The following is an 11,457-nucleotide window of genomic DNA, read 5'->3' as shown; positions in this document are numbered from 1 at the left end:
AATTAACGCTTCAGCGCTTCACTCAGTTCGTCACGCATGTTCGCCAGCATCGCTTTCACAACGCGTGGGTTACCTGCAACGATGTTGCCGGACAGCATGTAGTTGTGGCCACCGGTGAAATCGCACACCAGGGCACCCGCTTCACGGGCAATCAGTTCGCCAGCAGCGAAGTCCCACGGCTTCAGGCCAATTTCAAAGTAACCGTCCACGCGGCCAGCGGCAACGTAGGCCAGGTCCAGCGCAGCGGAACCGGTGCGGCGGAAGTCAGCGCACTCGGTAAACAGTTTGCCCAGAATTTTCATGTAGGCAGGTGCGTGCTGTTTGGCTTTGAACGGGAAACCGGTCGCCAGAATGGTGCCGTCGAGGTCGCGAGCGTTGGTGCCGCGCAGACGGTAGCCGTTCAGCTGTGCGCCCTGACCACGGGTTGCGGTGAAGAGTTCGTTACGCATTGGATCGTAAACCACAGCCACTTCAGTACGGCCTTTGATGCGTACGGCGATAGAGACAGCGAAGTGTGGCAGACGTTTAACGAAGTTGGTGGTGCCATCCAGAGGATCGATAACCCACTGAACATCCTGATCTTCGCCTGCATGCTCACCGCTTTCTTCGGTGATGATAGTGTGCTGCGGGTAAGATTTGCGAATGGTTTCGATAATAATCGCTTCTGCGGCTTTATCGACGTTAGTCACAAAGTCATTGCTGCCTTTCTGGCTGGTTTCTACGGAATCTGGGGTCTCGTAGTGTTTGGCAATTACATTACCCGCCTTGCGCGCTGCGCGCACGGCGATGGTCAACATAGGATGTTGCATCGGTTACTCTCACTGGATGTTAAAGAACGGGGATACGAAAACGGCGCAGAGTATAGCAGCGGGATCGGAATATGTCTTCCGTTTATGATAACATCACCGAATATTCTCCAGACTCAGAAAAATTATGCTGCAAAATATCCGAATCGTGCTGGTCGAAACATCGCATACCGGCAATATGGGCTCCGTGGCCCGTGCTATGAAAACCATGGGCTTAACCAATCTCTGGCTGGTTAACCCGCTGGTCAAACCCGACTCGCAGGCCATTGCGCTCGCCGCAGGTGCCAGCGACGTGATTGGCAATGCGCAGATCGTCGATACCCTGGATGAAGCCTTAGCCGGTTGCAGTCTGGTAGTCGGAACCAGCGCGCGTTCGCGTACCCTGCCATGGCCGATGCTCGATCCGCGTGAATGCGGGCTGAAAAGCGTTTCCGAAGGCCAGCATGCGCCGGTGGCGCTGGTGTTTGGCCGTGAGCGCGTGGGGCTGACCAACGACGAGCTGCAGAAGTGTCATTATCACGTCGCCATTGCCGCTAACCCGGAATATAGCTCGCTGAACCTGGCGATGGCCGTGCAGGTTATTGCCTACGAAGTGCGGATGGCGTGGCTGGCAACGCAGGAGAAAGAGACTTACGCTGCGCCGGAAGAGACCCCGTATCCGCTGGTGGATGACCTGGAGCGTTTCTATGGCCATCTGGAGCAGACCCTGCTCGCCACCGGCTTTATCCGCGCCGGGCATCCGGGGCAGGTGATGAACCGACTGCGCCGCCTCTTTACCCGCGCGCGTCCGGAGAGCCAGGAGCTGAACATCCTGCGCGGTATTCTGGCGTCGATTGAGCAGAAGAATAAAGAGTAGTGCCGTTTGCTTGCCGGGTGGCGCTGCGCTTACCCGGCCTACAAGACCGTAGGCCCGTGCAAGCGAAGCGCCGCCGGGCAAAACTCATGAGCGCACAGAAGGTTAAATACCTGACTAAAACAGTCAAGTAAATAGTTGACCAAATTAGTCGGGAATGTCAGACTTGGCCCTGCTATGCAATACCCCCACTTTACAATAAAAATCCCCGGGCAGGGGCGAGTTTGAGGTTAAGTAAGACATGAGACTGACATCTAAAGGGCGTTATGCCGTGACCGCGATGCTGGACGTTGCGCTCAACTCCGAATCGGGCCCGGTTCCGTTGGCTGATATTTCTGAACGTCAGGGAATTTCCCTCTCTTATCTGGAACAGCTGTTCTCCCGACTGCGTAAAAATGGCCTGGTTTCCAGCGTCCGCGGTCCTGGCGGCGGATATCTGTTAGGTAAAGACGCGGGCAGTATTGCCGTTGGCGAAGTCATTAGCGCAGTTGACGAATCCGTCGACGCGACCCGTTGCCAGGGTAAAGGCGGCTGTCAGGGCGGCGATAAATGTCTGACTCACGCGCTGTGGCGCGATCTGAGCGACCGTCTGACCGGCTTCCTGAATAACATCACCATTGGTGAACTGGTTAACAACCAGGAAGTGCTGGACGTCTCAGGTCGTCAGCACTCGCACGAGTCCCATCGTAATACCCGCACGCAAGACGCTATCGACGTTAAACTGCGCGCGTAATAAAAAACGATAAGTATTTTAGAATCAGGCCGGGGCGTTCGCGCGCCCCGATGACCCGGTCGTACATCCAGCCGGTTGCCTGATTCCTTGCATTGAAGCGATGTACGGAGTCTATAGAGCAATGAAATTACCTATCTATCTCGATTACTCCGCAACCACGCCGGTGGACCCGCGTGTTGCCGAGAAAATGATGCAGTGTCTGACCCTGGACGGAAACTTCGGTAACCCGGCTTCCCGCTCCCACCGTTTTGGCTGGCATGCTGAAGAGGCGGTAGATATCGCCCGTAATCAGATTGCCGAGCTGGTTGGCGCCGATCCGCGTGAAATTGTTTTCACCTCAGGTGCGACCGAATCCGATAACCTGGCGATCAAAGGTGCGGCCAATTTCTATCAGAAAAAAGGCAAGCACATCATCACCAGCAAAACCGAACACAAAGCCGTGCTGGACACCTGCCGTCAGCTGGAGCGTGAAGGGTTTGAAGTAACCTACCTCGCCCCGCAGCGCAACGGTATCATCGACCTGAAAGAGCTCGAAGCGGCAATGCGTGATGACACCATTCTGGTCTCCATCATGCACGTCAACAACGAAATCGGCGTGGTGCAGGATATCGCCACTATCGGCGAACTGTGCCGTGCGCGCGGTATCATCTACCACGTTGATGCGACCCAGAGCGTGGGCAAACTGCCTATCGACCTGAGCCAGCTGAAAGTAGATCTGATGTCCTTCTCCGGCCACAAAATCTATGGCCCGAAAGGCATTGGCGCGCTGTACGTGCGTCGTAAGCCACGTATCCGTATCGAATCCCAGATGCACGGCGGCGGTCACGAGCGCGGCATGCGTTCCGGTACTCTGCCTGTTCACCAGATCGTGGGTATGGGTGAAGCCTACCGTATCGCCAAAGAAGAGATGGAAACCGAGATGGCGCGCCTGCGTACGCTGCGCAACCGTCTGTGGGAAGGCGTGAAGGATATGGAAGAGGTCTACCTGAACGGCGATCTCGAGCAGGGCGCACCGAACATTCTTAACGTCAGCTTCAACTATGTTGAAGGCGAGTCGCTGATCATGGCCCTGAAAGACCTGGCTGTCTCTTCCGGTTCTGCGTGTACTTCCGCAAGCCTGGAGCCGTCCTACGTACTGCGTGCGCTGGGCATGACCGACGAACTGGCACACAGCTCTATCCGCTTCTCTTTAGGTCGTTTCACTACCGATGAAGAGATTGACTACACCATCAAACTGGTTCGCAACTCCATTGGCCGTCTGCGTGAACTCTCTCCACTGTGGGAAATGTTCAAAGAAGGCGTGGATCTGAACAGCATTGAATGGTCACATCACTAATCGGTTTGTAAGGAGAATTCAACATGGCATACAGCGAAAAAGTTATCGATCATTACGAGAATCCACGTAACGTGGGCTCCTTCGACAACAGCGACGACAGCGTAGGCAGCGGCATGGTGGGTGCACCGGCCTGTGGCGACGTGATGAAGTTGCAGATTAAAGTCAACAATGAAGGTATCATTGAAGACGCGCGCTTCAAGACTTACGGTTGCGGTTCCGCAATCGCCTCCAGCTCCCTGGTCACCGAGTGGGTGAAGGGGAAATCCCTGGACGAAGCGCAGGCGATTAAAAATACCGATATTGCTGACGAACTCGAACTGCCGCCGGTGAAAATTCACTGCTCTATCCTGGCGGAAGATGCGATTAAAGCTGCAATCGCGGATTACAAAAGCAAACGTGAAGCAAAATAATTAGTTGAGGTTGTTATGTCGATTACCCTTAGCGACAGCGCTGCCGCGCGAGTAAGCTCCTTCCTGGCAAACCGTGGCAAAGGCTTCGGCCTGCGACTGGGTGTACGCACCTCCGGCTGTTCCGGTATGGCGTATGTACTGGAATTTGTTGACGAACCTGCGGCGGAAGATACCGTATTCGAAGACAAAGGCGTGAAGGTGGTGGTCGATGGTAAAAGCCTGCAGTTCCTGAACGGCACTCAGCTGGACTTTGTAAAAGAAGGCCTTAACGAAGGGTTTAAATTTACTAACCCGAACGTTAAAGACGAGTGCGGCTGCGGCGAAAGCTTCCACGTTTAATTGCGTATCACCTGCTAACCCCACCGCAGCCAGACTGTGTGTGGGGTTTGTTTTAATCAGCTAACCCTGAGATTGTTATGGATTACTTCACCCTCTTTGGGTTACCAGCCGGGTATGAAATTGATACTCAGGCGCTGGCGGCCCGTTTCCAGGATCTGCAACGTCAGTATCACCCGGATAAGTTCGCCAGCGGCACGCAGGCAGAACAGCTGGCGGCGGTGCAGCACTCTGCGACCATCAATCAGGCGTGGCAAACCCTGCGCAATCCGCTGAGTCGGGCAGAATATCTGCTTTTGCGCCACGGGTTTGATCTCTCCAGCGAGCAACACACCGTCCGCGACACCGCCTTCCTGATGGAACAGCTGGAGCTGCGTGAAGAGCTGGATGAGATCGAACAGGCCAAAGACGAAGCCCGTCTTGAGCGCTTTATTAAGCGCGTAAAAGGGATGTTCGATACCCGCCATCAGCAGATGGTTGACCAATTGAATAACGAGACGTGGGACGTGGCGGCGGACAGCGTTCGCAAGCTGCGTTTTCTCGATAAACTGCGAAGCAGTGCTGAACAACTCGAAGAAAAGCTGCTCGATTTTTAATTTCGGAAGCAATTATGGCCTTATTACAAATTAGTGAGCCGGGCTTAAGTGCCGCACCGCACCAGCGTCGTCTGGCGGTAGGCATCGACTTAGGCACCACCAACTCGCTGGTGGCGACCGTGCGCAGCGGCCAGGCTGAGACGCTGGCGGATGCGCAGGGTCAACACCTGCTGCCCTCTGTGGTCCACTATCAGCCCCAGGGCCACAGCGTGGGCTTTGATGCCCGCGCCAACGCAGCCCAGGATCCGGCCAACACCATCAGCTCGGTAAAACGCATGATGGGCCGCTCGCTGGCAGACATCCAGAGCCGTTATCCGCATCTGCCGTATCAGCTGCAGGCAAGTGAAAATGGCCTGCCGATGATCGCCACCGCCGCGGGTTTACTGAACCCGATCCGCGTCTCTGCCGATATCCTTAAGGCGCTGGCCGCCCGCGCAACCGCGACCCTGGAAGGCGAGCTGGATGGCGTAGTGATCACCGTTCCGGCCTATTTCGATGACGCCCAGCGTCAGGGCACCAAAGACGCGGCGCGTCTGGCGGGCCTGCACGTGCTGCGTCTGCTTAACGAGCCGACGGCTGCCGCCATTGCCTATGGCCTCGACTCCGGTCAGGAAGGGGTGATTGCGGTCTTCGATCTCGGCGGCGGGACTTTTGATATTTCGATTCTGCGCTTAAGCCGCGGGGTGTTTGAAGTGCTGGCGACCGGCGGCGACTCTGCCCTCGGTGGCGACGACTTTGACCATCTGCTGGCGGATCACATCTGTGAGCAGGCGGGGATATCCGATCGCAGTGACGCGCGTCTGCAACGTCAGCTGCTGGACGCGGCCATTGCCGCCAAAATCGCCCTCAGCGATGCCGCCTCCGTGACCGTTGAGGTCGCGGGCTGGAAAGGCGACATCAGCCGTGAACAGTTCAATGCGCTGATCGCCCCGCTGGTGAAACGCACCCTGCTGGCCTGCCGTCGCGCGCTGAAAGATGCGGGCGTGGAAGCAGAAGAGGTGCTGGACGTTGTCATGGTCGGCGGTTCGACCCGCGTTCCACTGGTACGCGAGCGCGTGGGCGAATTCTTTGGCCGCACGCCATTAACCTCTATCGATCCGGATAAAGTGATCGCCATTGGCGCCGCTATCCAGGCCGATATCCTGGTCGGCAACAAGCCGGACAGCGAAATGCTGCTGCTGGACGTGATCCCGCTGTCCCTCGGGTTAGAAACCATGGGCGGCCTGGTGGAGAAAGTGATCCCGCGTAACACCACCATTCCGGTGGCGCGCGCGCAGGAGTTTACCACCTTCAAAGACGGCCAGACCGCGATGTCGATCCACGTGCTGCAGGGCGAGCGCGAGCTGGTCCAGGACTGCCGTTCGCTGGCGCGTTTCGCGCTGCGCGGGATCCCGGCACTGCCTGCGGGCGGGGCGCATATCCGCGTCACCTTCCAGGTGGATGCAGATGGCCTGCTGAGCGTCACGGCGATGGAAAAATCGACCGGTGTCGAATCCTCCATCCAGGTGAAACCGTCCTACGGTCTGACCGATGGCGAAATCGCCACCATGATTCAGGACTCAATGAGTTTTGCTGCGCAGGATGTGAAGGCGCGTATGCTGGCGGAACAGAAAGTTGAAGCCGCACGCGTGCTGGAAAGCCTGAACAGCGCACTCACTGCTGATGCCGCGCTGTTAAGCGCCGCAGAACGTCAGGCCATTGACGACGCCGTCGCGCAACTGAGCGCGGTGGCGGTTGGCAATGACGCTGACGCCATAGAACAAGCGATTAAAAACGTTGATAAGCAAACCCAGGAGTTCGCCGCTCGCCGCATGGACCAGTCTGTCCGTACCGCGCTGAAAGGCCACTCCGTGGACGAGGTTTAATATGCCAAAGATTGTTATTTTGCCTCATGCGGACCTCTGTCCGGATGGCGCAGTTCTGGAAGCTGAGACCGGCGAAACCATCCTTAACGTTGCCCTGCGTAACGGTATCGAAGTGGAACACGCCTGTGAAAAATCCTGTGCCTGCACGACCTGCCACTGCATCGTTCGCGAGGGTTTTGACTCTCTTGCGGAGAGCACAGAAGATGAAGACGACATGCTGGATAAAGCATGGGGTCTGGAGCCGGAAAGCCGTCTGAGCTGTCAGGCGCGCGTCACCGATGAAGATCTGGTGGTCGAACTTCCGCGTTATACGCTTAACCACGCACGCGAGCATTGATATGGGACTGAAGTGGACTGACAGCCGTGAAATCGGCGAGGCGCTGTACGACGCTAACCCGGATCTCGATCCGAAGACCGTACGCTTCACCGATATGCATCAGTGGATTTGCGATCTGGAAGAGTTTGACGACGATCCCAACGCATCCAATGAAAAAATTCTGGAGGCGATTCTGTTAGTCTGGCTGGACGAAGCAGAATAAAAACGTAACGGGCTGCCTTCAGGCGGCCCGTTTGCTTGTTGCTAATAAGGATAAATAAAAATGACCGAAGCGATGAAGATTACGCTCTCTACTCAGCCTGCCGATGCGCGCTGGGGTGAAAAAGCCACTTACAGCATCAACAATGACGGTATTACCCTGCACCTGAACGGCAGCGACGATGTCGGTCTGATCCAGCGCGCGGCGCGGAAAATTGACGGCCTGGGCATTAAACATGTGTGTCTCGACGGCGAAGGCTGGGACACCGATCGCAGCTGGGCATTCTGGGCGGGCTATAAAGGTCCAAAAGGCACCCGTAAAATTGAGTGGGCGAACCTCGACGACGCAGGAAAGACAGAGCTGGAAAGCCGTCTGACCATCATCGACTGGGTGCGCGATACCATCAACGCCCCGGCGGAAGAGTTAGGCCCGGAACAGCTGGCGCAGCGCGCGGTGGATCTGCTGAGCAAAGTCGCTGGCGACAAGATGTCTTACCGCATCACCAAAGGCGAAGATCTGCGCGAGCAGAACTACATGGGCATCCACACCGTTGGCCGCGGCTCCGAGCGTCCTCCTGTGCTGCTGGCGCTGGATTACAACCCAACCGGTGATAAAGCGGCACCGGTATTCGCCTGCCTGGTCGGGAAAGGTATCACCTTCGATACCGGCGGTTACAGCCTGAAGCAGAGCGCGTTCATGGACTCCATGAAGTCCGACATGGGCGGCGCGGCCACCATTACCGGCGCGCTGGCCTTTGCCATCACCCGCGGCCTGAATAAACGCGTGAAGCTGTACCTGTGCTGCGCCGACAACATGGTCAGCGGTAACGCCTTCAAGCTGGGCGACATCATTCGCTACCGCAACGGCAAAAACGTCGAAGTGATGAACACCGACGCCGAAGGCCGTCTGGTGCTGGCCGATGGCCTGATTGACGCTTGCGCGCAAAAACCAGAGCTGATCATCGATATGGCAACCCTGACCGGGGCGGCGAAAACCGCGCTGGGCAACGACTACCACGCGCTGTTCAGCTTTGACGACAAGCTGGCGAACCGTGTGCTGGCAAGCGCTGCCGCCGAGAACGAACCGTTCTGGCGTCTGCCGCTGGCCGAGTTCCACCGCAGCCAGCTGCCGTCGAACTTCGCCGAACTGAACAACACCGCCAGCGCGGCCTACCCGGCAGGGGCGAGCACCGCCGCCGGTTTCCTGTCGCACTTCGTTGAGAACTATCGTGAAGGCTGGCTGCATATTGACTGCTCCGCTACCTACCGCAAAGCGGCGGTTGAGCAGTGGTCCGCTGGCGCAACCGGTCTGGGTGTGCGGACCATCGCGAACCTGTTGACCGCAGAGTAATTGACTTGCCCGGCGGCGCTGCGCTTGCCGGGCCTACAGATTACCGTCTTGCCGGGTGGCGCTGCGCTTACCCGGCCTACAAAACCCGTAGGCCCGTGCAAGCATAGCGCCGCCGGGCGATTTTGAAGTAACGAAACTATGTCAGAAACCAAAAACGAATTAGAAACTTTGCTGGAGAAAGCGGCCACCGAGCCTGCCCATCGTCCGGCATTTTTCCGCACGCTGCTGGAGTCCACCGTCTGGGTGCCTGGCACCGCCGCGGAAGGTGAGCAGGTTGTTGAGGACAGCGCCCTGGATCTGCTGCACTGGGAAAAAGATGACGGCACCTCGGTGATCCCGTTCTTCTCCTCCCTTGAAGCCTTACAGGAAGCGGTTGAAGATGAGCAGGCGTTCGTGGTGATGCCGGTGCGCACCCTGTTTGAGATGACGCTGGGCGAAACCCTGTTTCTGAACGCCAAACTGCCGACCGGGAAAGAGTTCACCCCGCGCGAAATCAGCCACCTGATTGGCGAAGAGGGTAACCCGCTCAGCACCCAGGAGGTGCTGGAGGGCGGTGCGTCGCTGCTGCTGTCGGAAGTGGCCGAACCACCGGCGCAGATGATCGACTCCCTGACCACCCTGTTCAAAACCATCAAACCGGTCAAGCGGGCGTTTCTCTGCTCGATCAAAGAGCAGGCCGACGAACAGCCGGTACTGCTGATTGGCATTGAGGCAGATGGCGAGATCGACGACATCATCCAGGCCGCGGGCAGCGTGGCGACCGACACCCTGCCGGGCGACGAGCCCATCGATATCTGCCGGGTCGTAAAAGGCGAGAAGGGCATCAGCCACTTTATCACCGAGCACATCACGCCCTTCTATGAGCGCCGCTGGGGTGGCTTCCTGCGCGATTTCAAAAACAACCGTATTATCTGAGCCCTTGCGGGGTGAACACTCACCCCGTTGCCTCCAGCAGCAGTAAATCCATCAGCAGCACCAGGTTCGACTCAAACGATGTCACTCCTGCGGCCTCGGCAGCGAAATGCACCGCTTCGTCGTATAAGGCAAAATGCAGATCCGCCATCCCCGCCAGGGTATTCGCCGACGCCCGGGTAAAAGCCACCACCGTCATCCCCACGTTCTGCGCGATCCGCGCCTTATCCAGCACCTGCTCCGTTTCCCCGCTGCGCGAGACCGCGATGAACACCTGATAGCGCGAGGCGTTGCTGAGAAAGATGTTGCGGCTGTCGCCAGGGCCGGAGATAAATGCCGTCTTGCCCAGCACCTGCAGTTTCTTGGTCAGGTACTCGGCAAACAGATAGGAGAAGCCCGCGCCGTAGAGGAAAAAGCTCTCCTTGTCGCGCAGCAGCCCGGCAAACCGGCGGCGTTTCTCCGCCGTTGCCCACTGAAAGGTCTGCTGATAATTGGCGATAAACTGATTAAACAGGGCGGGTAATTCCGCAGGTTGCCGGGTTTCGGCGGCAATGTGCGGGGTATCGCTCAACAGCTGCTTGCAGTGCCAGATAAACTCGCTAAAGCCGCTGAACCCCAGCTTGCGGCACAGGCGCATAATAGTGGCGGTGGAGACAAAGGTCGCCTGCGCCAGCTCCCGTACGGTGATCTGGCCCACCAGCAGCGGATGCTCGGTGAGATGGGCCAGCACGCGATACTCTGCGCGGGTCAGAGACTCCCCGCGCGTTAACAGTGTCGCCAGACGGTTATCCATTACCGGGACGGTTCAACCGGCAGATCGTCCCGGGCACCCCATTCACTCCACGCGCCGTCGTACAGCGTGACGTCGGTTTTGCCGAGGGTCGCCAGCGCCAGAATAACGACACAGGCGGTGACGCCGGAGCCGCAGCTGGCAACGACCGGCTGATGCAGATCCACGCCCTGGCGAGAGAAAATTTCACGCAGCTCGTCGGTGGTTTTCAATTCACCCTCAAACACCAGATCGCCCCAGGGCACGTTACGCGCGCCAGGGATATGGCCGCGCTTAAGGCCCGGGCGCGGCTCGTCGGCTTCCGCGTTAAAGCGCGGGGCCGGGCGGGCATCGACAATCTGCGCGGTCTGCTCGTGGCTTGCCAGCAGCACGTCGGTGACACGCTTGATCGCCCCGGCATCGAAGGTGGCTTCAAAGTCGCCGTCCGGCAGGGAGACATCGCCCTGCTGGAGAGGTAACTCGGCCCGCTGCCAGCCGGCAAGACCGCCCGCCAGAATCGACACCTTTTCCACACCGAAGGTTTTCAGCATCCACCACGCCCGTGGAGCGGAGAAGAGATTCCCTTCATCGTAAATCACCAGATGCTTGTCGTGGCTGACGCCCAGCTCGCGCATTGCCACCGCAAAAGCTTCCGGGCGCGGCATCATGTGCGGCAGGGGAGAGGTATGATCGGAGAGGGCTTCAATATCAAAAAATACCGCCCCCGGCAGATGCCCGGCGCGGTATTCGGCAGAAACGTCACGATGCTCCTGGCCAGGCGGCGCCATGCGCGCGTCGAGGATCTGGACTTCAGGGTCATCACTGTGCTCAATCAGCCAGTCGGCTGCGACAAAATATGAGGTGGACATGGGTGCCTCCATTAATGAATCCATTGATGGATTGTCGGTGTTTTTTCTGACACCGACAAGCGAACCACGTTCAACTCGGGAGCAAG

14 protein-coding genes are annotated in these 11,457 nt (G+C 57.9%); 11 read left to right on the top strand and 3 right to left on the bottom strand.

From position 1 onward, the window contains the following. Positions 1–2: 2 nt before the first annotated feature. Complete coding sequence (gene suhB, locus GNG27_RS17130; protein ID WP_142486710.1) at positions 3–809, bottom strand: inositol-1-monophosphatase; 807 nt, start codon at positions 807–809, stop codon at positions 3–5. 124 nt (positions 810–933) lie between these two features. Here suhB and trmJ point away from each other — a divergent pair, with 124 nt between their 5' ends. The 11 genes from trmJ to sseB all read left to right on the top strand — a co-directional run bounded on the left by trmJ (position 934) and on the right by sseB (position 9,736). Beyond that, positions 934–1,662, top strand: a complete 729-nt coding sequence (gene trmJ, locus GNG27_RS17125) for a tRNA (cytosine(32)/uridine(32)-2'-O)-methyltransferase TrmJ (protein ID WP_142486709.1) — start codon at positions 934–936, stop codon at positions 1,660–1,662. A 238-nt stretch (positions 1,663–1,900) separates the two neighbouring features. Then, the gene (gene iscR, locus GNG27_RS17120; protein ID WP_142486708.1) at positions 1,901–2,392 is read left to right on the top strand and encodes a Fe-S cluster assembly transcriptional regulator IscR; all 492 of its coding nucleotides are present in this window, start codon (positions 1,901–1,903) and stop codon (positions 2,390–2,392) included. Positions 2,393–2,513: 121 nt separating this feature from the next. Further along, positions 2,514–3,728 carry an IscS subfamily cysteine desulfurase gene (locus GNG27_RS17115; protein ID WP_142486707.1) on the top strand — a complete coding sequence of 405 codons (1,215 nt, stop codon included), beginning with the start codon at positions 2,514–2,516 and terminating at the stop codon, positions 3,726–3,728. A gap of 23 nt (positions 3,729–3,751) precedes the next feature. Next, complete coding sequence (gene iscU / locus GNG27_RS17110; RefSeq protein WP_004866383.1) at positions 3,752–4,138, top strand: Fe-S cluster assembly scaffold IscU; 387 nt, start codon at positions 3,752–3,754, stop codon at positions 4,136–4,138. A 15-nt stretch (positions 4,139–4,153) separates the two neighbouring features. After that, a complete protein-coding gene (gene iscA, locus GNG27_RS17105; RefSeq protein ID WP_039029731.1) occupies positions 4,154–4,477 on the top strand; it encodes an iron-sulfur cluster assembly protein IscA in 324 nt (107 codons plus the stop codon). Between the two features lie 77 nt (positions 4,478–4,554). Next, a complete protein-coding gene (gene hscB / locus GNG27_RS17100) occupies positions 4,555–5,070 on the top strand; it encodes a co-chaperone HscB (protein WP_156264353.1) in 516 nt (171 codons plus the stop codon). A 14-nt stretch (positions 5,071–5,084) separates the two neighbouring features. Further along, positions 5,085–6,935, top strand: coding sequence for a Fe-S protein assembly chaperone HscA (hscA, locus tag GNG27_RS17095; RefSeq protein WP_156264352.1), 1,851 nt, complete (start codon positions 5,085–5,087; stop codon positions 6,933–6,935). A gap of 1 nt (position 6,936) precedes the next feature. Then, a complete protein-coding gene (gene fdx / locus GNG27_RS17090) occupies positions 6,937–7,272 on the top strand; it encodes an ISC system 2Fe-2S type ferredoxin (protein WP_106994594.1) in 336 nt (111 codons plus the stop codon). Position 7,273: 1 nt separating this feature from the next. Next, on the top strand, positions 7,274–7,474 hold the full coding sequence (gene iscX, locus GNG27_RS17085) for a Fe-S cluster assembly protein IscX (protein ID WP_032613119.1): 201 nt from the start codon (positions 7,274–7,276) through the stop codon (positions 7,472–7,474). A gap of 60 nt (positions 7,475–7,534) precedes the next feature. Further along, the gene (gene pepB, locus GNG27_RS17080; protein WP_142486705.1) at positions 7,535–8,821 is read left to right on the top strand and encodes an aminopeptidase PepB; all 1,287 of its coding nucleotides are present in this window, start codon (positions 7,535–7,537) and stop codon (positions 8,819–8,821) included. 138 nt (positions 8,822–8,959) lie between these two features. Continuing rightward, the gene (gene sseB, locus GNG27_RS17075) at positions 8,960–9,736 is read left to right on the top strand and encodes an enhanced serine sensitivity protein SseB (protein WP_156264351.1); all 777 of its coding nucleotides are present in this window, start codon (positions 8,960–8,962) and stop codon (positions 9,734–9,736) included. Positions 9,737–9,755: 19 nt separating this feature from the next. Here the strand turns inward: sseB and GNG27_RS17070 are convergent, their stop codons facing one another. Together GNG27_RS17070 and sseA are read right to left on the bottom strand one after the other, a co-directional pair. Further along, complete coding sequence (locus GNG27_RS17070) at positions 9,756–10,526, bottom strand: MurR/RpiR family transcriptional regulator (RefSeq protein ID WP_142486703.1); 771 nt, start codon at positions 10,524–10,526, stop codon at positions 9,756–9,758. Then, entirely contained in the window at positions 10,526–11,371 is an 846-nt protein-coding gene (sseA, locus tag GNG27_RS17065) for a 3-mercaptopyruvate sulfurtransferase (RefSeq protein WP_142486702.1), read from the bottom strand. Before sseA ends, GNG27_RS17070 begins: the two co-directional genes overlap by 1 nt. Between the last annotated feature and the right edge of the window lie 86 nt (positions 11,372–11,457).

The organism is Leclercia sp. 119287 (genome assembly GCF_009734485.1).
GTDB lineage: Bacteria > Pseudomonadota > Gammaproteobacteria > Enterobacterales > Enterobacteriaceae > Enterobacter > Enterobacter adecarboxylatus_C.
This window is presented reverse-complemented; position numbering and strand designations above follow the sequence as displayed.

Bases quoted from the DNA above. Each gene is read 5' to 3' on its own strand.
- suhB (WP_142486710.1), bottom strand. From the start codon at position 809: ATGCAACATCCTATGTTGACCATCGCCGTGCGCGCAGCGCGCAAGGCG.
- trmJ (WP_142486709.1), top strand. From the start codon at position 934: ATGCTGCAAAATATCCGAATCGTGCTGGTCGAAACATCGCATACCGGC.
- iscR (WP_142486708.1), top strand. From the start codon at position 1,901: ATGAGACTGACATCTAAAGGGCGTTATGCCGTGACCGCGATGCTGGAC.
- GNG27_RS17115 (WP_142486707.1), top strand. From the start codon at position 2,514: ATGAAATTACCTATCTATCTCGATTACTCCGCAACCACGCCGGTGGAC.
- iscU (WP_004866383.1), top strand. From the start codon at position 3,752: ATGGCATACAGCGAAAAAGTTATCGATCATTACGAGAATCCACGTAAC.
- iscA (WP_039029731.1), top strand. From the start codon at position 4,154: ATGTCGATTACCCTTAGCGACAGCGCTGCCGCGCGAGTAAGCTCCTTC.
- hscB (WP_156264353.1), top strand. From the start codon at position 4,555: ATGGATTACTTCACCCTCTTTGGGTTACCAGCCGGGTATGAAATTGAT.
- hscA (WP_156264352.1), top strand. From the start codon at position 5,085: ATGGCCTTATTACAAATTAGTGAGCCGGGCTTAAGTGCCGCACCGCAC.
- fdx (WP_106994594.1), top strand. From the start codon at position 6,937: ATGCCAAAGATTGTTATTTTGCCTCATGCGGACCTCTGTCCGGATGGC.
- iscX (WP_032613119.1), top strand. From the start codon at position 7,274: ATGGGACTGAAGTGGACTGACAGCCGTGAAATCGGCGAGGCGCTGTAC.
- pepB (WP_142486705.1), top strand. From the start codon at position 7,535: ATGACCGAAGCGATGAAGATTACGCTCTCTACTCAGCCTGCCGATGCG.
- sseB (WP_156264351.1), top strand. From the start codon at position 8,960: ATGTCAGAAACCAAAAACGAATTAGAAACTTTGCTGGAGAAAGCGGCC.
- GNG27_RS17070 (WP_142486703.1), bottom strand. From the start codon at position 10,526: ATGGATAACCGTCTGGCGACACTGTTAACGCGCGGGGAGTCTCTGACC.
- sseA (WP_142486702.1), bottom strand. From the start codon at position 11,371: ATGTCCACCTCATATTTTGTCGCAGCCGACTGGCTGATTGAGCACAGT.